Raw genomic sequence first — 20,173 nt, 5'->3', positions numbered from 1 at the left:
AGCCAAATTTCAGAGGTCATGCAAGACTATATTCGATTGGCGTGGAACTATCGTCAGGCTGCTCTGTATCATCCATATTTTGCCTTACCAGTTCTTTCATGCTGAGTTGAATTTGCTTGCGTTCACTGGCATTTTGAGAAGTTCTAAAAGTAGCTACTCCCGAATTAAACATTTTGGAGGAGCCGAAAGTAAATACATAGTGGAATATTCCGGCGATTATTTTCATAATACCGGCAGCAGCACGCCAGCGGGGATCTTTAACCTCCAGTTGATTAGCCAGGAGTTCATAGCGTTGTTTTTTTTCAGGTGTAGGATTTTCCAGTAAATCAATGGTATCGCTGACTGCCTGCAGCAATAAACGCTTGCCGCTGGTATTCTTTCTGGCCTGCTCTTCAACTAAATCGATAAGTTTACCAGCCTGCTCAGGCAGATCTTTGGTATAACTGCGTTTAAGCTCCTGCAAGTCAATTCTTGCCTGAGGTATACGTATCAGGAGAAGTTCATTAGCACGGCGATGAGGACAATTATCGTCTCTCCACTGGACAAGCCAGGGGATATCCTGTTTAACCTGTTTATAATCTGAATTAATATAAAAGTCGATGGCATTCCACAGCAGCTCGACATGGTGATTCATGCCGCGCCCTTTAACCATAGCGGGAGCAGCATGAAGGGCGCGTTCAAATTCTTCACGGCTCATTGGACGGCCTGACTCGATAGATTTCATCAAATTGTAATAAGCGGAAGATACGCCTCCGCGATCAATCGCATCTTTACAGGTAAAATTAAACGTTAAAGGCTTGAGTTCGCTAATCATAAGATCAGGTAAGGCAAATTTATTAAAATCAAACCAGATTGCCTGTCTTTGTGCTTTACTTAATGGTTTATGAGATGCGGCTCCCATCTTGTTAAAACTGCCCATTAGTAATCGTTTTACAATCGCCTGCTCGTTTGTTCCGTATAACAGTTTTTTAATCTCAGGGCTTATATAAAAGTCCTTTATAGGCTGGTTTGAATTACCGATTGCTATGTTGAACAAATGCTGAAATTCATTTATATAATTTAAATTAGCGGTTGTAGAATGATAATCTCCAAAAGAGAAAATTCCCTTGTCGGCGGGTAAAGTGATTACTGCGACGTTGTCATGTTCCTTTTCAAGTTCCTCAAGGGCCTGGGTCATACGGCATTCCAATCTACCTTCAGGATCAATACGATCGCGACCCAGATTATTAAAGTAAATATGAGTAATTCGCTGTGCCGGATCAGGCGAATTAAAAAGAGAGTCCAAAGGCCTTTTCAACTGATTGTTTAACCATAATTTAAACGAAGGGCTGATTTGAGTCAGACCATTTTCTCGTTGCACCTGCGTGCCGAAACGCAATTCCTCAGGCAAGTTTAGTCCGTCTTTATATTTGTAGTGTCTCTTTGTTGCCAGACTGGTCTTATGTTGCGGTTTATACTCGCGTCCAAAGGTGTCTTTAGCCCTGCTTTTAAAAGAGTCTACATCGGAAGGAGAGGGTGCGGTATTAACACGCGGGTGTTCGTCTGCCAATTGAGTGCGGATTGCTGACGCGATTTTCCTTTTATCGACTGGCTTATGATTTGCCGGAATGTGCTTTATGGACTCGAATGTCACATCGAGAATGTGATTGTCATTAGCGTAAATCTTATGAATAAAATGATTTAGTTCATTAATTTCGGTTTTTAGTGCATTAATTTCGCTTTGTGAATCAGCGAAGCTGATAGCTTGAATACTCTGTTTTGCATCAAAAAATCCGCCAGAATTAGAGCGAAGATTTTGCCTCGTGGTCAAAATATCCAGCCTTTTCTGGAGATTTCTCTTTATAAGTTCAATCGCTTTGCTGTTCTCGTCTATAAAAACAAAAAAATCACGGTATAAATCTGCATAGGGAAAATTGGGATTGTAGGCTGCTTGTAAAATGCGTGTTAGAGGATCTTTTAGCGTTTGCGGAAAAATCGCATAAATTGCCTTGGGCAATTTGCCATTTTCCACGATGCCTCTTAGATAGAGATAGCAGTTCTGGTTATGGATTTGCTCACTGGACATCGCCATCGATCAGTTCTCTTGTTTTTAGTCTTACATATTGTAAATAAGTTTTCTTAAGAAAATATGATGAATTCTTGATTTTTGATAAACTAAACTTAGTGAGCCCTTTTGAATTAACCAAGAAGACATATGGCCCGTGATTCTACATTATATGATTTAATTGAAACAACTCATTATCAATGGCACGAGATCATTGAAAAAGGCTTGTCTGCGATGAACCCAACCTACCTAAGACAATTAGAACTCACCAACGATTGGCTTCCGGGAAAAGAAGCCTTATTTTCTGCTTTTAGCCTTCCGCTTGACGCCACTCACTATGTTTTGCTGGGAGAATCTCCTTACCCTCGAATACAATCAGCTAATGGCTATGCATTTTGGGATGCCGCGGTAAGCGATATATGGAGCCAAAGCGGTTTAAGTAAGGAAGTGAACCGGGCAACCTCCCTTCGTAATTTCATAAAAATGTTACTGCTGGTTAAGGGGGATCTGAGTGAGGATTTATCGCAGCAGGCTATCCAGAGGGTTGATAAAAGAAATTATGTACAAACAGCGGATGAGTTCTTTACTGGTTTAATCAATAGAGGATTTCTCTTGTTGAATGCCTCATTGGTTTACAGTGAGGGGCAAGTAAAATATCATGCCAGAGAGTGGCGGCCTTTCATGAGTTACCTTTTTAAGCGTCTTGCTGAAATTAAGCCGTCATTACAATTAATTCTATTGGGCAATATTGCCAAACAGCTGGAAGAGACAAAACCATTTTCTGGTCTGGTGGCTGAGCACCCTTATAATCTGAGCTTTATTACTAACAAAAATGTTCAGAATTTTTTTAAACATTTGGATTTGCTAAGTGTAAATGACTAAATCAACAATCGATGTGCGTGAAGTTTCAAAATTTAATGCCCTTTCCAGGCATTGGTGGGATAATAACGGCCCGCTTAAAACCCTGCATGATATCAATCCTGCGCGGCTGCAATTTATTCAAAAATGTGTGCTTCTTGACAAGGCCCGGGTTCTCGATGTGGGCTGCGGCGGGGGTATTCTGACTGAAGCAATGGCAGGTCAGGGTGGGGATGTTACGGGAATAGATGCAGATAACGATGCGATTGTTACCGCAAATACGCATGCCCTTGCTCATAATCTATCGATTAATTACCAGGTCACGCCTATAGAGGATTTTGAGGAGCCAGCGTTTGATGTGATTACCTGTATGGAAATGCTCGAACATGTCAGCAATCCTGAACTGGTGATACAGCATTGCTTTCGTTTGTTAAAGCCAGGCGGCAAACTGTTTCTTTCTACGATTAATCGAACCCTTAAGGCTTATGGAGCTGCTATTATTGCTGCGGAATATATTTTGGGATTATTACCCCGGCAAACACATGATTATGAAAAGTTCATCAAACCCGGAGAGTTGGCTGAGATTCTGAGGAGTACAGGATTGCAGCTCATTGCGCTGGAAGGAATCACTTATAATCCTTTTAGCCGGCAGGCAGAGCTTGCCAAATCAGTGGACATTAACTATTTAATGTGTGCAGAGAAGCCGGGCTGAGTCTCATTAGCATTTATGTTAAGCGCCATTTGTTTATTGACTGTCATCACCGGGCAGCGTTTGTTGCATAAATAAAGATAAGTGCACGAGCCGTCTTTGCGAGCGTCAGCGAAGCAATCCAGTTCATATTTTGTTCGGGCTTCTATCTGGATTGCTTCACTGCGTTCGCAAAGACGACGAGTTATATGAATGCAGCGCAAGCTCAGAGTTTCCCTGTCTATTGCTGCCCTGCATCCTCACTTCAAAATTACTCGGCTTTTTCAGAATCAACACTCGATTTGTCAGATTTGGTATAGCGAGTCTGAAAACGCTGGTGAGCATATTTGGCTTGTTCTTCTGTCACCACATCCACCTCATTCCCATAGAGATCAACTCGAGCTGTATTCACTTTCTGACAGCTAAGATAAGCTGGAGATGAGCTGTAGTAATTCAGGGCTTCACGCAATGCTTTTTTACTAAAAGGAGGTGACTCCAGTCGATCGTAAAATTCAATAATATCGTCGAATATTCCTATCTGCAGGGGTTTTACCTGTACGGGTTTTTTAAAAAAAGCATTTGGAAAATGTTCTATCAGCCAATCAATAATTAGTAATCTATCTTTTTTGACCAGGTTATTTTGCTTCATAGTTCTTACTCTGTTTACTGACTTATAAGCAGAGTTCAATAAATATCTATAACTTTCTTCATCTTATCTGCCACTCATTTTTCAATTTTGCTCAATCAGAAAATTGAAATCTGAACGCCAGACAAGCGCATAAAGTTATAGATATTTATTGAACTCCGCTCAGTCAAATTGCCTCAAGTCGTTTAGTCTATGCTATTCTAAACTAGAAAACTGTAATTTTCTATCGTACTTAACTTGTTCATCCTGTTTACTTGACATCCGCTTTTGCTCAAGATACCCCAAGATATTTCTCAATTCCTTTGAAGAAAAGGTAGCTTTTCGTGTTCAAGTGTCTCTTGACTCTATATTAAGTTATTGAAATATAATATTTTTATTTTTTTATGTATAATTGCTTGTGATGTTATGTGATGAGAAACAGGCTTGCATAGACTAAGCATCACTGCTAAATTTTATGCATGACTTCAAAGGAAATGAGGTCTTTAAAAGGACTTTCGTCATATGGAAATGAGATAATCAGGGAAGATTTCGGGACAGGATGTCCTGATTGGATGACTGCGAAAAAGCCAGGGTACGATGCCCTGGCTTAATTTTTTATGCCATTGCATAACCAGTATGCGATAAATAAAACTTGTCGGGATAGTAAGCAAACACTACAGATCCTCCCTTAATTGTATTAATTACCGGCTTGGCCAGAGTCTGAGCGATAGAAGGGCATCCCCAGCTGCGTCCTGCACGGCCAGTTTTTTTGATAAAATCAGGCTCTACATACCATGCGCCGTGAATCACCACTCTACGGTTGTAAGCATTGTCATTAATTCCTCTTTCAAGCCCCTGAAGATTTAATGAAAGACCTTTTGACCCATAATAAGTATCACGCGTTACATACGTTCCCAGACTGCTTTCTTTGCTGGATACTTTATTCGAAAAATGTTTTGGCACGTCCATTCCGGAGTTTTTACCATGCGCTACGTAAGTATTATATAAAAGTCTTTCTTTATTCAGATCAAAAATCCACATTCTCTGCTTGTTAGAGGGTAACGAATAATCTATTACTGTCAGCAAAGGCTTTTTGACAGCGCCTTTTGCAGATGCTTTTTGATAGGCCGCCAGTGCCAGCTTTAATACTTTTTTGTTTAACTGAGGGGCTTTCTTGCTAAGATGCTGAACTTTAACGCTCAGATTACTTGCCGGCTTGGCTGCCGCAGCAACCTGTGATGAAATCGGGTGAGTCGGCGCTGAATGCGATGAAAAAAACAGTGCCGATAGAAGGCTAATTACTGTACTCATGATACTCCTTTTTTCTTGTGAAACATTGATTACAATGCAATCAAAAGCTGATGATTATATTTACAAGTGAGACAAAAGTAAAATAATAAGAAAAATCATTGCCCATGAGGAAAAAAAATGTATCAATTCAGAATCTTAGCTGATTTCCATAATATAATAAGTGGTTTGTATGTATGCTAAATGATCAATATGTGATCATGAAATGGCATAATTTTGCGAATTAACAGTATAATAATAGGTCAATAAGAATTAAATTAGATCTAAAAATAATGGATTGCGGATTTCCTGGAAATCGCTTGTCGGCGTAAATTTTCATGAAATTAAGCCTGAGTGGATTTCAATTGAGTGCATTCTGAATTATCATTGACTGTTAAATTTTATACCAAATTGTGGTGGAGGCAGTAATGCTAGTTAAGCGTCATTTGCAAGGTCCGGAAGGATTACGCGCTCAAATCAATCAAGCCTATAGAATCGATGAATTATCAATAATAAGCCAACTCATTGATGATGCAACCCTCTCCGATCCCCAATTGCATGGCGCAAGAGGGCTTGCAACCGATTTAGTCAAACAAGTTCGTTTTGAGCGGACGAAGAGTACTGGAATTGATTCGTTCCTGACAGAATACTCTCTATCCAGCGAAGAAGGGATAGCATTGATGTGTCTGGCTGAAGCCTTACTAAGAGTTCCTGACAATCCCACCATTAGCAGTCTCATTAAAGACAAACTGACCGCTGCCGACTGGAAATCGCATCGGGGTCAAAGTCAGTCTTTTTTTGTTAATGCAACCACCTGGGCGCTTATGCTTACGGGAAAAGTATTGACGCCAGAAAAAGCGGAGTCGGTCTTAAGCAAGGCTGTTTTCACTGTTCTTAATCGCAGCGGCGAAGGCGTAGTGCGTAAAGCAGTGGATAAAGCAATGCGCATTATGAGCAAGCAATTCGTCATGGGGCGCAACATTTCGGAAGCCTTAACACGGGCGAAGAAAAAAGAAGCAATTGGCTATCGATATTCTTATGATATGCTGGGAGAAGCAGCACTGACGCAGATCGATGCGGATCGTTATTTCCAGGCCTATAAGGATGCGATTAAGGCAATTGGAGAAAAAGCGGATCGGCAAGCGACTATCTACCAACGGCCAGGGATTTCCATTAAATTATCTGCTTTGCATCCAAGATATCAGGAAGCGCAAAAAGAACGGGTGATGCGGGAATTGCCTCCTCGGCTCCTTGAGCTATCCCAAATAGCCAAACACTATGACATCGGCATGACCATTGATGCCGAAGAATCAGAGCGTCTTGATATTTCATTGGATATTATTGAAGCCGTTTTCAATGATGATAGTCTGAATGGCTGGAAAGGTTTCGGTCTCGCTGTTCAGTCTTACCAGAAAAGGGCATCATTTGTTTTGGACTGGCTTGCTGATTTGGCACGCAAAAAAGGCCGCCGGATCATGGTTCGTCTAATCAAAGGCGCTTATTGGGATAGTGAAATCAAAAAAACACAAATGCAGGGACTGGAAGAATATCCTGTTTTCACGCGTAAAGTATTCACCGATGTCTCTTTTCAGGCCTGTGCAAAAAAACTGCTTACGATGACGGATGTTATTTATCCACAATTTGCTACGCATAATGCCTATTCTGTCGCAATGGTCTTGCAGATAGTGGGTGATTACCGGGATTTTGAATTTCAGTGTCTTCATGGGATGGGAAAAGAGCTCTACGAGCAGATCGTTCCTGCGTCTAAACTGGGGATTCCCTGCCGCATCTATGCGCCAGTCGGCAGCCATGAGGATTTGTTACCCTATCTGGTTCGTCGACTTCTTGAAAATGGAGCAAACTCGTCTTTTGTGAACAGAATAGTTGATGAAAAAGCACCGATCGAATCTTTGATAGAAGATCCAGTCGTTAAGGCGCGTGGATTTTTATCCAAAATTAATCATAACATTCCATTGCCTTCAGCCATATTCTTACCTGAGCGCCAGAACTCATCCGGATTCGATTTCACCAACAGACTGGAATTGAATCAATTACATGCTTACTATGAGACCCAGGATTTGGCCCACTGGGAGGCTAAGCCTATAATAAATGGCCGTGAAGCCGGACAAGTGCATCGGAGTGTCACCTCCCCGCAACATACTGATAAGCCGATTGGCCAGGTGAGCGATACTGCAATTGAAGATATCGACTGGGCTTTAACACAGGCGGAGAAGGCCTTTTCGCACTGGAATACTCGTTCCGTGAAGGAAAGAGCGGCTCTTATTGAACGCTATGCTGATCTGCTTGAAGAAAATCAGGCCAGACTAATGGCTTTGCTTTGCCTTGAAGCCGGAAAAACCTGGAGCGACAGTATTGCGGAAGTCAGGGAAGCGGTTGATTTTTGCCGCTATTATGCCGCTCATGCTGTAAAGCTAATGGGCTCACCACAATCATTACATGGCTATACAGGCGAGGTTAATGAGTTATCGCTTCATGGAAGAGGAACAGTGCTCTGCATTAGCCCCTGGAATTTTCCGCTGGCTATTTTTACAGGTCAGGTAGTTGCCGCTTTGGTGACGGGAAATTGCGTTATCGCCAAACCCGCGGAACAGACGCCTTTAATCGCGGGCATGGCGGTTAATCTGCTGCATGAAGCAGGGATCCCTCCCGGGGTCATTCAACTCCTGCCCGGTCCAGGTGAAACCATTGGTGCGGCGCTAGTGGCTGATTTACGTGTGAAAGCAGTTGTATTCACTGGTTCAACACAAACCGCTAATCTGATTAATAAGACACTGGCAACACGTGGCGGAGAAATTATCCCACTGATTGCTGAAACAGGCGGTCAGAATGCCATGATCGTTGACTCGTCCGCATTGCTTGAGCAGGTTATTGTGGATGTGATTACTTCCTCATTTGGAAGTGCGGGCCAGCGCTGTTCTGCCTTGCGAGTCCTCTATATCCAGGAAGAGGTTTATCCTCGCTTTATTGAGCTCTTAAAAGGAGCTATGGAAGAATTAACCATTGGTGATCCTCAGTGGCTGAGCACGGATATTGGGCCCGTTATTGACAGTGAAGCTCTGGAAGTGCTAAATGCCCATGTGGAACAAATGAGAAAAAGCCATGAAATTATATACCAGTGTCGTTTAAGCGAGGAGTGTCGCAACGGATATTTCATGCCGCCCACAGCCATCGCACTTGACTCCATCAACTCTCTCAAGAAAGAAGTGTTTGGGCCGATTCTTCATGTGATTCGCTATCCACGAAAAGCATTGGATAAAGTTATTAATGAAATCAATGGAACGGGCTATGGCCTGACTCTGGGTATTCATAGCCGAATAAACCATACTGTTGATTACATTCGTCAGCGAATACATGCAGGGAACTGCTATGTTAACCGTAATATGATTGGCGCAGTGGTAGGACTTCAACCTTTCGGTGGAGAAGGATTATCAGGTACCGGTCCCAAGGCGGGCGGCCCATACTATTTGCTGCGTTTATGTCATGAGCGCACCTATACAGTGGATACGACGGCAGCAGGAGGCAATGCGAGTCTGATGTCTATTCCTGAGGGAATTTAACTTTAATAGTCCGGGATACCGCTGTCTGCTCTTGACTTCTACGTCCCTCGGCACTTGTCCGAGGGATCCAGAAACTCATAGAGAAACTCCAGACCCTAACAACTCGTGGTATCCAGACTATCCCTTATCATACACTCAAATTTCAGTGTCTATCTTTATTCTTTTTCTTACCCAGCAACCAATCCACACTGACCTCCAGCTCGCTGGCTATGGTTTGCATTGTGCCTGAGTCAACCATCATCCCATTTAGAACTGCTTCAGCCTTGAATCGAGGCAATTTAAGCATTTTCGCGAAGGCTTGAACTCTTTCGGCCATTAAATCAGGAACTCCTATCGCATCCAGTTCATTATTCAAACGTTCAGACAATTCTCTGTTAGACATGACAGTCTCCTTTTATGTTTGTTTTAGTGTAAAACAGGAATGCTTAAGGCTTGATTAACAAAATAATTTTTTAAGATAAAATAATTGAGAGCTCAGGGAGGGAGGTTAAAATCAACCCTCACCCTAGCCCTCTCCCAACTTGGGTGAGGGGATTTCTTTTTTCAAGGACGCCTACTTCTTTAAATACTCTCTCCCCTTGGGGGAGAGAGTTAGAGAGAGGGGAATTTCTGATGTATCCTCAAAATACTTTAACCAACAAATAATTTCTGGCCAGGTTTCAAGAGATTCATGTTGATATTTGGATTGAGTTTTGACAGATTGGCAACACTGGTATTATTGCGTTTGGCGATTGCACTCAGACTATCGCCTGCTTTAACGGTGTAGATCCCCGGATTCACTTTATTTCTCCAGATGACTAACTGTTGTCCCTTCATAAGTGCTTTTTTTGGATTCAGTTTATTCCACTGGCGTATATCGGCTGCTGCAACCTGATATTTTCTTTCAATGCTGTGGATGTCTTCTCCATTTTGCACAATATGAATCACTTTGTAAATTTGTGTCGAGGCAGGAGTATCCGCTATTGGTTTGGGTCGATTGCTGGCTATCGCTCGCGGTGCGTTCTTGGTGCTGGGAATTAAAATAAACTGACCATTTTTGAGTCTGTCGTTAGGTAGCTGGTTTACTTCACGCAATAATTTTGCAGTTGTAAAATAGCGCTGGGCGATAGAGTTCAGATTATCTCCTTTCCTAACCTGATGCTTAGTCCAGCTGACGCGCTTCTCTCGAGGAACATGAGCCAGATTACGATTAAAAGCGGCTACCTTGGCAGCAGGAATTAATAGTTTGAACGGCTTATAGGGTGCTGTGGCCCATCGATTATAGCCAGGGTTTAATTTTATTAAATCAGTGTAGGAAATGCCTGCCAATTTAGCGGCATGGTTCAAATCAATCTGACTGCCGATGTTAACTTCTTCAAAATAGGGAACATGAGGTATTTCCGGAAGACTGACCCGGTAACGCTGGGGGTATTTGATAATCTCGGCTAGTGCCAATAGCCTGGGCACATAAAAACGTGTTTCGTTAGGAACGGGCAATACCCAGAAATTGACTGCGCGTCCTGTCTGTCCGCTGTTCTTGATTGCTCTTGAAATGGTTCCTTCGCCAGAATCATAGGCTGCAATAGCCAAAACCCAGTTTCCATTAAAATATCGGCTAAGATAACTCAAATAATTAAGCGCCGCATCGGTAGAAGGGGTGATGCTTCGTCTGGCATCAAACCACCAGTCCTGTTTTAAACCAAGATTGGTCCCTGTTCCCGGCATCAACTGCCATAAACCGGCGGCGCCTGCTCCTGAATAAGCAAAAGGATCGTAGGCACTTTCCAGCATGGGTATAAGGGCAAGTTCTCCTGGCAGATTGCGTTTTTTAACTTCGCTGACAATATGATACATATAAGGTTCGGCACGTGCCAGTTTTTGCAGATAGCCTGGATGATTGATCAGCCATTGTAGTTGAGTTTGAACCTCAGGCTGTGTGATTTCATGATTCATTTTAAGCTGGCTTCTCAATACCTCCCATACCGTGGGAACAGAATGACCAAAACCCCAGCCAAAACAAAAATTCATTGATAAATAAAGAAATATTCCACAAATAGAATTGAATTTAAACTTCAATGTGCGAACCTATTTCTGATAAAGGGAAGTCAGTGTACTAAAGATCAAATTCAGGATAAACCCTTTAATGCTCCATTTACTGATTCTGTCAATTTATTAATCAATTCAAGAGAAAATATTTTTGTCTTCCCGAAGTTGTCTGAATACCCTCAATGGTTCAGCTGAAGAACATCCTCTATTGATTGCATACTGTATAACTGAGGGTTCTGTAGTACGCAGAAAAGGATTGATACGCTTCTCTTTTTCAATAGTCGAAGGCAGAGAACAGCGATAATCCGGCATGTTGAACTTTTTCATTTCCAATTGAATATCCGTATTTTGAGGTTCAACCTGATTGGCAAAGCGAAGATTTTGCAAGGTATATTCATGGCCGCAGTAAACCTTAGTGCTTTCCGGCAAATGACTAAGGCGGTTCAGTGAAGCAAACAGCATCTCCAGACTGCCGTCAAATACTCGGCCGCAACCTGCTGAAAACAGTGTGTCGCCACAAAATAAGGCTTCTAATCGGGGCTCAAAATAGCAGATATGACTGCTGGTGTGGCCTGGGATTTCGAGCACCTTGAAATGACAATCAAGCCAGGTAACCGAATCGGGTTCGGTGATCGACTGAAAGGGTTGCGGTATCCGCTGATCATTTGGACCATAAACCCAGGCAAGAGGAAAATGGTTAAGCAATTCGGGTACACCGCCAATGTGGTCGGCATGATGATGAGTGAGCAAAATACCGTCTAAGCAAAGCTTATGAGTTCTGAGATAGCGCAGAACCGGTTGGGCCTGTCCCGGATCAACGCAAATGGCTGTCTGTTGCTCGTCATTAACAAGTGTCCAGATATAATTATCCGAGAATGCTGATACAGGAATAATGTTCATTATGCGTCCTATCTTGAATTAAAACCCCGTCTTTTCAATTCGATAAAAGGATTTTTTTGGATTAATTATAGAGCATAAATAATCGAGACCGCTTTTAACCTTGTCCTCGAGCAGGTAGGGCGGGTTTATTATCCATAAGCCGCAGCTATTCATCCCATCACCCGGAACGCCCAAATGGAACTCAATGTTTAGTGTTTGTTTCGCTCGGATAGCACCCAAATGCCGAAGAAGTTTTTCATGTAAGCGAGAATCAATAATTGGATACCAGAGGCAGAACACGCCGGTTTCAAATTTCTTATAAGCCAGTCCCATTTTCTCTGGAATCTGTTTGTACTCAGTTTTTATCTCAAAGGATGGATCAATAAAAATTAACCCACGGCGTTCAGGCGGAGGCAGTAAGGCTGTGAGATTGTCTATCCCATCGCTATGGGTAAAATGAACGCGCTTTCCCTGATGAGACAAAGAGTCGAGATGCTCAAATTCCCGTGGATGCAGTTCGCAGGCTGTTAATCGGTCCTGAGGACGCAGATTATCAATAATTAATGAAGGTGAACCCGGATAATATCTGAGCTCCTCATTATTTAATTTCTGGATGCTATTTAAGTACGATTCAAAAGCCGTCGGCGCTTTTTTCTTAAATTTCCAGACCTCTGCGATTCCCGCTAAATATTCTCCTGTTTTATTCGACTGACGATCGCGCAGATCATAAAGCCCTCGTCCGGCATGGGTCTCCAGGATAAACAGAGGCTTTTCTTTTTGTTGCAGACTGGAAAGCAGGTTGGTCAGAACGAAATGTTTAACAATGTCCGCAAAATTGCCGGCATGATAACCGTGTTGATAACTGAGCATAAAGACTTTCAAAAAATAAGATTAAAGTAATTATACGTTTTAAACCCGTTCCAGCATACACCTGGACTGCTCTTTTATTTTTTGCACTATACTCAAATTAAGATCAGTCGTGCACTGATTTGGCTGATAAAAAAACCAAGTTGCGTTTAGGAGGCGGGTATGGGTTTGCGAAATGAACATGATGACAGTTACTCGTTTTCTGATTATGAGTATACTCATGAAGACGAAGAACAACTCTCTCACAAAAAACGTGTTCGTAAAATGCTGGAGGAGCGGCTCGAAAAAAAACGGCTGCGTGAAGAAATAGATGAGTTGGATGGTGATTTTGACTGGGATGAACTGGATAGATGATTGATCAGTCACGAACCCGTCAAGTGCCTTGCGGCAATCAATGTATTTTGTAGAAGCATCGCGATTGTCATTGGACCAACTCCGCCTGGAACCGGTGTAATCCAGGCGACTTTTTCCACCGCCTTATTATAATCCACATCGCCGCAAAGACTGCCATCTTCCAGTCGGTGTATTCCAACGTCAACTATTATCTGATTCTCTGACAGCCAGCTTGTATCCAGCACATCTGTCTTGCCGGTCGCGACTACAATGATTTCTGCATTACGAACATGTTTTTCAAGATTGTTACTAAAACGATGGGTGATGGTCACTGTAGAGGCTGCCAGCAAAAACTCAAGCATCATTGGTCTGCCTACAATATTGGAGGCGCCTATCACTAATGCGTCAGTTCCTCGAAGAGGGATGTCGTAACTTCTCAGAAGCTCGATAATTCCAGCGGGAGTACAGGGCCTTAACAGGGGGGAGCGCTGGGCGAGCCGCCCTATATTATAAGGATGAAAGCCGTCTACATCTTTTAAAGGCGAAAGGGCTTCGATAATCGTTGCTTCGTTGATATGCTGAGGTAGAGGGAGTTGAACCAAAATACCATGTATATTTTCAGCCCGATTCAATTCCTCAATAAGCTGCAGCAAACTCTTCTCATCGGTATCAGCCGGCAAATCATAGGCATAGGAATTAATTCCGATTTCAGCACAGGCTTTGCGCTTGTTAGCCACATAAATTTCTGAAGCGCTGTCATTTCCCACCAGGATAACCGCAAGACCAGGATTCACTTTGCCAGAGGATTTTCTTTGATTAATTTCTTCTTTAAGAGATAATTTAAGCTGAGTTGCGACACTTTTTCCATCCAGTATTTGAGCAGTCATTGATTACCTCCTTCGATTCCACATTACCCCGAAATGATTATGCCTCTATCAATAGCTTAGCTGCAGAACAGGGATTTTGATGGCCGGCATTATGAAATAGAGCAAATTGATATGCAAATGTTAAATCGCTAAAGAATATATCTTCGCTTGAATCCATTGAATGAAGATGATAATTTTGTTCTTTTATCTTAGGTTCCGTGAACATATTTTAATTGTGGCTGCAAATGCGGCTAACTGGTGCCAATAAGTCTTTGAATTCGTTGAATAGGACTCGCTATTCGCCTCATTCAAAAACATATTGGCACTCAATTATCCGCATTTTCGCTCACAATAAAATTTGTCCACAGAACCTGGTATTGAGAGTTTTTCCTACAGGGAGTGTTGTGAAACTAAATCGTCTGCATGCTGCAATATTAACGATTACTATGCCATTTGCCGTTTACTCCCTGGGCATGGGCGAACTCACTGTAAGCTCCTACCTGAACCAGCCCTTCCAGGGCGAAATTCCCTTATTTGATATTGATGGTATTCCGCTTAACGGAATTAAAGCCAGTCTGGCTTCGGTTGAAGACTTTGAGCGGATTGGTCTTGAGCGAAAAGAAATTCTCTCGTTCATTCAGTTTGACGTCCGATTAAATAAAAAAGGCAAACCCGTTATTGCATTATCATCTCAGGAACGAATCACGGAGCCTTTTTTGCAATTGGTTGTCGATTTGGCATGGGCAGAAGGACAGTTGTACCGATCCTATACTATTTTACTTGATCCTCCCGGCTATAAACTCGTTACTGTAGTTCATAGTGATAAAGTAATCAGAAGCAAAACAATTAATGGGCCCGGCGTTGTAGACAAGCCAGTGTTTACGCATATTGTTGAATTACCGGATGCTGCTCATCAAGTCCGAAAAGAGGCGAGTTATGGCCCAACGCTGGTTAATGAAAATATCTGGCAAATTGCGCAGCGTTATGTGACAACCGACTCCAGCTTACAGCAAGTAATCCTTGCTATAGTGGGCACGAACTCTCAGGCATTCACCCAAGGCAATCTGAATGGTCTGAAAATCGGAGAACGGCTTAGAATTCCATCGAATGAGGAAGTATTAAAAATACCTGCTGATCTGGCAAAAAAAGAAGTAGAGGCTCATGATACCGCCTGGAAATCAGGCAGTGAAATAAAGCATGTCCTGTTACCGCCATATATAGACGCAGTGATTGGCAGTTCGCAGTTTGACCAAATAACAAAGCAGCAGCCAGGGGTTTCAACAGTATTGCCTATTCCTGCATTTGAACAGGACAAGTCCACCCAGCCAGTTTTATTTACCTCATTATTACCCAAGCCGGATACTGTGGCGAAAGCAGACGCCAAACAGACTGATCTCAACATGAAAGCTGAGATGGACGTAAATTCCGCAGCAATTGATGCGGTCCGTTCTGAAAATATGCAGTTAAAGGCACAACTTTCTGCTCTGCAGGGCGACAATAAGCAATTGCTGCAAAAGATGCAGCAGCAAAATCAGGAGTTCTCTGAACTCAAGACGCAGATTAGCCAATTCATCAAAGAAAGAAAAGGTTTAAGAGCTCAGGTTAATGAACTAAATGATGACAGCAATGGTCTACCCTGGTGGATGTATCTGTTGCTGCTGACAGGTGGTGTCAGTTTAGGCATGATGTCAGGCATGTTAATTAGCAGACGGCGCACGGAAAAGCCGCCCTGTGCACCAGTGGCTGCGAGCTTGCCAGCAAAACCCTGGCCAACTAATTTGCAGGAACTAAAGCCTCAGCTCGAACCGGTTGCGCCTGAAGCCAAGGAGGACCTCAGCCAACAGGTTTCTGAAAAGCCAGCTTCTGTTCCTGGCACCACAGAGCAGGTCAAAGAAAGAAAGCCAGAGCTTCAGAATGATAAGCCGCGCGATGATATTTTACAGGCAGAACTCAGCGCAAAGCTGCTGGATACGCCAAAGGTTATTGCTGCTGAGAATCAGCAGGAACAGTTTGGCAGTCAATACGAGGGAGAGGATGAACCTTTTGCTGATGAAGTCATTGATGATGAGGAAAAATTGTCCGAGGCGGACTATACCCTGGAATTTGAACCTGGTCTGTATAAAAAGTTGAATCAGGAAAGCCAGCCTGAGATTTCATCGCCCGAATCAGATGATAACAGTCTTGATTTCGTCCTCGATAAAAGCGACTTGGCTCCACTGAAAGAGCCTGCAGCGAATGAACAGAAAAAGGCAGACGAGCCAGAAGAGGCAATTGAATTCTCCAGCGACGAAAGGGATTTTTTTGCATCAATGAATCTGGACGAAGAGAAAAAAACCACTAGCCCGCAATCGATTGCGCCTGCTGCTCCGGAAACTGCCAATAATACGCCTGCGGAGCCCGAAGGAAAGGCTTCAGAGCTGGTGACAAGTAAATCTGCATTAGACACCTTGCTGGCTCTGGCAAAAACGTATATCAGCATGGATGATCTTCAGGCTGCCAGACAATCTTTGCAGGAAGTAATTGAGCATGGGAGCGAAGAACAAAGGGAGCAGGCGAAAAAGCTTCTCGCTGAGATCAAAGACTAATTTCTATGTTATCAATGCCATCATAGGGGTTCTTAATAAACTTCTATAGACAAAATAATAACGGTGTATTACATTGGGCCTTTTGAGCAGGAAATGCCATGCGTATTGCCTTAGGGGTTGAATACGACGGAAGCCAGTATCATGGCTGGCAGGCGCAAACAGGCCTGCATACGATTCAACAGGTTTTGGAAAATGCCTTATCCCGTGTTGCGGATATGGACATTTCAGTAGTATGCGCCGGACGAACTGATACAGGGGTTCACGCCACCAATCAGGTAATCCATTTTGATTGTGAAAAGCAAAGAACGATTCGTGCCTGGATTCATGGAGTCAATTCATTTCTTCCCAAAGATGTCTGTATCAAATGGGGAAAAGAAATGCCGGAGGAATTTCATGCGCGCTATTCAGCGCTTTCACGAAGATACCGTTATATCATCTATAATTCGTCTATAAGGCCAGCCTTATTACGAGGTAATGTGACCTGGCAGTATCGGCAGCTTGAGCATCAATCCATGCAAGAGGCTGCCCGTTTCCTGCTTGGAGAAAACGATTATACGTCCTTTCGCTCGGTAGAATGTCAGTCCAATACGCCCATGCGTAATATCCACACACTGGAAGTGACACGCAATGGGGATTTGGTAATGATCGATATCACAGCCAATGCTTTTTTGCATCATATGGTGCGTAATATTGCTGGTGTCCTGATTGCGGTCGGTACTGGAAAAAAACCGGTGGAATGGGTAGGTGAAGTGCTGCATGCAAAGGATCGCCGCCTGGGTGCGGAAACGGCTCCTCCTTATGGGCTATATTTGGTCAATGTAAGTTATCCAAAAGATTATGGCGTTATTCAGGGCCCGCTTGGCCCCTTATTTCTCTGGAACAAATAATGAATAAACGCGTCCGGATCAAGATGTGCGGGATGACCCGCCGGGAAGATATAATGGCGGCTGCCCATTTGGGCGTGGATGCCGTTGGTTTAATTTTTCACCCGGCCAGCCCCCGTCATGTGTCTCTGGAGCAAGCCAGGGAGTTAGTTCGTGACTGGCCTGTTTTTGTTGATCTGGTGGCCGTGCTGGTCAATCCTGCTGTACAGATGGTGGAGAATATTTTAGATGAGCTGCCAGTTAGCTGCCTGCAGTTTCATGGGGATGAGCCGCCGGAGTTTTGCCGGCAGTTTAATCGTCCTTTTATCAAGGCGGTTCCAGTGATGTCGTCTGCCAGCGTTAATGACGCAATAGCAAAGTATGAGACTGCTTCTGCTCTGCTGCTGGAAACTCCTTCAGTTAGTGTGAGAGGCGGCAGCGGGCAAGTATTTGACTGGAATCTAATCCCTTTACAGAGAAGACTCCCGCTTATCCTGGCGGGTGGATTGAACACTGCAAACATCGTACAGGCGCTTGAGACCTGTCATCCCGATGCGGTGGATGTCTGCAGTGGAGTGGAGAGTTCTCCAGGTATTAAAGATCATGACAAAATGGTTCGTTTTGTCGAATTGGCAGGAGGAATACATGAGCATTAATGAGCTGCCGGACCGATTTGGTCATTTTGGCCCCTACGGTGGGATGTTCGTTGCAGATACGCTGATGTTTGCGCTTGAAAACCTTAAGAAAGCTTACGAGTTTTATAAAAATGATCCCGAGTTTCTTGCCGAACTGGATTTTGAATTAAAAGATTATGTAGGCAGGCCTAGCCCCTTGTACTATGCCGAGCGCCTGAGCAAGCAATTGGGCGGAGCCAGAATTTACCTGAAAAGGGAAGACCTGAACCATACTGGCGCACATAAAGTAAATAATACCATTGGTCAGGGGTTATTGGCCAAGCGGATGGGGAAAACCCGTATTATCGCTGAAACCGGTGCAGGCCAGCATGGAGTTGCTTCGGCAACTGTTGCTGCCAAACTGGGGATGGAATGTGTTGTCTATATGGGCTCTGAAGATATTAAGCGCCAATCCAGTAATGTGTATCGTATGAAGCTATTGGGTGCGACAGTTGTTCCAGTGACTTCAGGATCGAGAACATTAAAGGACGCACTCAATGAAGCAATGCGTGATTGGGTTAGTAATGTCGATAATACGTTTTATATCATTGGTACTGTAGCAGGACCTCATCCTTATCCGCAAATGGTCAGAGATTTTCAAGCCGTTATTGGTCGAGAGGCACGTCAGCAGATGCTCGATAAGAGGGGTTGCTTGCCGGATGCCGTTGTGGCCTGTGTAGGAGGCGGCTCAAATGCCATTGGTTTATTCCATCCTTTTCTGAACGATTCCTCCGTTAAAATATTCGGTGTGGAAGCTGCTGGCAAGGGCATCGAAACTGGCGAACATGCGGCTTCCCTGATTGCTGGAAAACCAGGTGTGCTGCATGGCAATCGAACCTACCTGCTCTGTGATGACTATGGTCAGATAAAGGATACTCATTCCATTTCAGCGGGTCTTGATTATCCCGGTGTAGGCCCAGAGCATGCCTGGCTTCGAGACAGTGGTCGTGCTGAATACGTAGGTATTACAGACGACGAAGCACTGAACGCCTTTCGCAGGTTAACCCGGGTTGAAGGAATTATTCCGGCCCTGGAATCGAGCCATGCAGTTGCCTATGCAATGAAACTGGCGCCAGAGATGAAAAATTCCCAGCAAATTATTGTTAACCTGTCAGGCCGCGGCGATAAAGACATGCACACAGTGGCGGAAATTGACGGGATGACGATTTAACCAAGCAAGTAAGAGTGACTGAATGAATCGAATTGATAAAACGCTCTCGGCATTAAAAGCGGCTAATAAGAAAATGCTTAGCCCCTATATCACGGCAGGCGATCCGGGACCTGAGCATACTGTGGAGTTAATGCATTCTCTGGTCGAAGGAGGCGCGGATGTGCTTGAATTGGGGATACCTTTCTCGGATCCTATGGCGGAGGGGCCGGTGATTCAGGCAGCTATGGAGCGCGCTCTGAGCCATCAGGTGAATTGCGATCAGGTTCTGGAGATGGTCAGACAATTCCGAAAGAAGGATAACAATACGCCTGTTGTGATAATGGGCTATGTCAATCCCATTGAAATTTATGGTTATGAACGTTTCGCCAAAAAAGCCAGAGAAGTTGGTGTTGATGGAACGATTTTAGTGGATTTGCCCCCTGAAGAAAGCAAGCGGGTGAATGAAGTGTGGCGTTCGCAGGGCTTATACAGCATTTATTTATGTTCGCCCACTACTTCAGACGAACGAATGAAATTAATTAACGAATATGGCCAGGGCTATCTGTATTACGTATCCTTAAAGGGTGTTACCGGTTCAGATGCTCTGGATATGCAGGCAGTCAGAGAAAACTATCAATATCGAAAAACTCAGACAAGCATCCCTTTAATGGTGGGGTTTGGAATTAAAACTCCGCAAATGGCTGCGAATGTCGCTGCATTTGCAGATGGCGTCATTGTGGGCGCTGCTCTAATTAACGTGATGATTGATGCTTACAACCAGAAAAAGAATATTAACCAGGCTGTGAATACTTTAATTAACTCGATCCGAAATGCGATAGATGGATAATACG

17 protein-coding genes are annotated in these 20,173 nt (G+C 43.6%); 9 read left to right on the top strand and 8 right to left on the bottom strand.

The genetic code is table 11. From position 1 onward, the window contains the following. Nucleotides 1-16: 16 nt before the first annotated feature. On the bottom strand, nucleotides 17-2,071 hold the full coding sequence (locus tag DYH61_RS09050; protein ID WP_058508116.1) for a hypothetical protein: 2,055 nt from the start codon (nucleotides 2,069-2,071) through the stop codon (nucleotides 17-19). Between the two features lie 123 nt (nucleotides 2,072-2,194). Here DYH61_RS09050 and DYH61_RS09045 point away from each other — a divergent pair, with 123 nt between their 5' ends. Next, a complete protein-coding gene (locus DYH61_RS09045; protein ID WP_058508117.1) occupies nucleotides 2,195-2,926 on the top strand; it encodes a uracil-DNA glycosylase family protein in 732 nt (243 codons plus the stop codon). Continuing rightward, the gene (gene ubiG / locus DYH61_RS09040; protein ID WP_058508118.1) at nucleotides 2,919-3,614 is read left to right on the top strand and encodes a bifunctional 2-polyprenyl-6-hydroxyphenol methylase/3-demethylubiquinol 3-O-methyltransferase UbiG; all 696 of its coding nucleotides are present in this window, start codon (nucleotides 2,919-2,921) and stop codon (nucleotides 3,612-3,614) included. The genes DYH61_RS09045 and ubiG overlap by 8 nt, the downstream gene beginning before the upstream one ends. Before the next feature lie 247 nt (nucleotides 3,615-3,861). On the opposite strand, the gene DYH61_RS09035 is transcribed toward ubiG, so the two are convergent. Beyond that, a complete protein-coding gene (locus DYH61_RS09035) occupies nucleotides 3,862-4,239 on the bottom strand; it encodes a ProQ/FINO family protein (RefSeq protein ID WP_058508119.1) in 378 nt (125 codons plus the stop codon). 591 nt (nucleotides 4,240-4,830) lie between these two features. Next, nucleotides 4,831-5,526: a murein L,D-transpeptidase catalytic domain family protein gene (locus DYH61_RS09030; RefSeq protein ID WP_058508120.1), complete on the bottom strand. Its 696-nt coding sequence runs from the start codon at nucleotides 5,524-5,526 to the stop codon at nucleotides 4,831-4,833. A gap of 404 nt (nucleotides 5,527-5,930) precedes the next feature. On the opposite strand from DYH61_RS09030, the gene putA reads away from it, so the two are divergent. Then, entirely contained in the window at nucleotides 5,931-9,080 is a 3,150-nt protein-coding gene (gene putA / locus DYH61_RS09025; protein WP_058508121.1) for a bifunctional proline dehydrogenase/L-glutamate gamma-semialdehyde dehydrogenase PutA, read from the top strand. Nucleotides 9,081-9,222: 142 nt separating this feature from the next. Here the strand turns inward: putA and DYH61_RS09020 are convergent, their stop codons facing one another. The 4 genes from DYH61_RS09020 to DYH61_RS09005 all read right to left on the bottom strand — a co-directional run bounded on the left by DYH61_RS09020 (nucleotide 9,223) and on the right by DYH61_RS09005 (nucleotide 12,854). After that, nucleotides 9,223-9,462, bottom strand: coding sequence for a hypothetical protein (locus tag DYH61_RS09020; RefSeq protein WP_058508122.1), 240 nt, complete (start codon nucleotides 9,460-9,462; stop codon nucleotides 9,223-9,225). Nucleotides 9,463-9,710: 248 nt separating this feature from the next. Beyond that, nucleotides 9,711-11,012 carry a lytic transglycosylase gene (locus DYH61_RS09015; protein WP_234999826.1) on the bottom strand — a complete coding sequence of 434 codons (1,302 nt, stop codon included), beginning with the start codon at nucleotides 11,010-11,012 and terminating at the stop codon, nucleotides 9,711-9,713. 228 nt (nucleotides 11,013-11,240) lie between these two features. Beyond that, the gene (gene gloB, locus DYH61_RS09010) at nucleotides 11,241-12,005 is read right to left on the bottom strand and encodes a hydroxyacylglutathione hydrolase (protein ID WP_058508124.1); all 765 of its coding nucleotides are present in this window, start codon (nucleotides 12,003-12,005) and stop codon (nucleotides 11,241-11,243) included. 18 nt (nucleotides 12,006-12,023) lie between these two features. Beyond that, nucleotides 12,024-12,854 carry a 23S rRNA (adenine(2030)-N(6))-methyltransferase RlmJ gene (locus DYH61_RS09005; RefSeq protein ID WP_058508125.1) on the bottom strand — a complete coding sequence of 277 codons (831 nt, stop codon included), beginning with the start codon at nucleotides 12,852-12,854 and terminating at the stop codon, nucleotides 12,024-12,026. Between the two features lie 159 nt (nucleotides 12,855-13,013). On the opposite strand from DYH61_RS09005, the gene DYH61_RS09000 reads away from it, so the two are divergent. After that, nucleotides 13,014-13,205 (top strand): PA3496 family putative envelope integrity protein, encoded by a 192-nt coding sequence (locus DYH61_RS09000; protein WP_058508126.1) that lies wholly within the window; start codon nucleotides 13,014-13,016, stop codon nucleotides 13,203-13,205. An 8-nt stretch (nucleotides 13,206-13,213) separates the two neighbouring features. On the opposite strand, the gene folD is transcribed toward DYH61_RS09000, so the two are convergent. After that, on the bottom strand, nucleotides 13,214-14,071 hold the full coding sequence (folD, locus tag DYH61_RS08995; RefSeq protein WP_058508127.1) for a bifunctional methylenetetrahydrofolate dehydrogenase/methenyltetrahydrofolate cyclohydrolase FolD: 858 nt from the start codon (nucleotides 14,069-14,071) through the stop codon (nucleotides 13,214-13,216). Between the two features lie 383 nt (nucleotides 14,072-14,454). Between folD and DYH61_RS08990 the strand changes: the two genes are divergently transcribed. From DYH61_RS08990 to trpA, 5 genes are all read left to right on the top strand, one after another. After that, nucleotides 14,455-16,635 (top strand): motility hub landmark protein FimV, encoded by a 2,181-nt coding sequence (locus DYH61_RS08990; RefSeq protein WP_058508128.1) that lies wholly within the window; start codon nucleotides 14,455-14,457, stop codon nucleotides 16,633-16,635. A gap of 98 nt (nucleotides 16,636-16,733) precedes the next feature. Continuing rightward, on the top strand, nucleotides 16,734-17,522 hold the full coding sequence (truA, locus tag DYH61_RS08985; protein WP_058508129.1) for a tRNA pseudouridine(38-40) synthase TruA: 789 nt from the start codon (nucleotides 16,734-16,736) through the stop codon (nucleotides 17,520-17,522). After that, the gene (locus DYH61_RS08980; protein ID WP_058508130.1) at nucleotides 17,522-18,154 is read left to right on the top strand and encodes a phosphoribosylanthranilate isomerase; all 633 of its coding nucleotides are present in this window, start codon (nucleotides 17,522-17,524) and stop codon (nucleotides 18,152-18,154) included. The genes truA and DYH61_RS08980 overlap by 1 nt, the downstream gene beginning before the upstream one ends. After that, a complete protein-coding gene (gene trpB, locus DYH61_RS08975; protein WP_058508131.1) occupies nucleotides 18,144-19,343 on the top strand; it encodes a tryptophan synthase subunit beta in 1,200 nt (399 codons plus the stop codon). Before DYH61_RS08980 ends, trpB begins: the two co-directional genes overlap by 11 nt. Nucleotides 19,344-19,365: 22 nt before the next feature. Further along, the gene (gene trpA, locus DYH61_RS08970) at nucleotides 19,366-20,169 is read left to right on the top strand and encodes a tryptophan synthase subunit alpha (protein ID WP_058508132.1); all 804 of its coding nucleotides are present in this window, start codon (nucleotides 19,366-19,368) and stop codon (nucleotides 20,167-20,169) included. Nucleotides 20,170-20,173: the final 4 nt, after the last annotated feature.

It is taken from the genome of Legionella quinlivanii, from assembly GCF_900461555.1.
Classification (GTDB): Bacteria; Pseudomonadota; Gammaproteobacteria; order Legionellales; family Legionellaceae; genus Legionella_C; species Legionella_C quinlivanii.
This window is presented reverse-complemented; position numbering and strand designations above follow the sequence as displayed.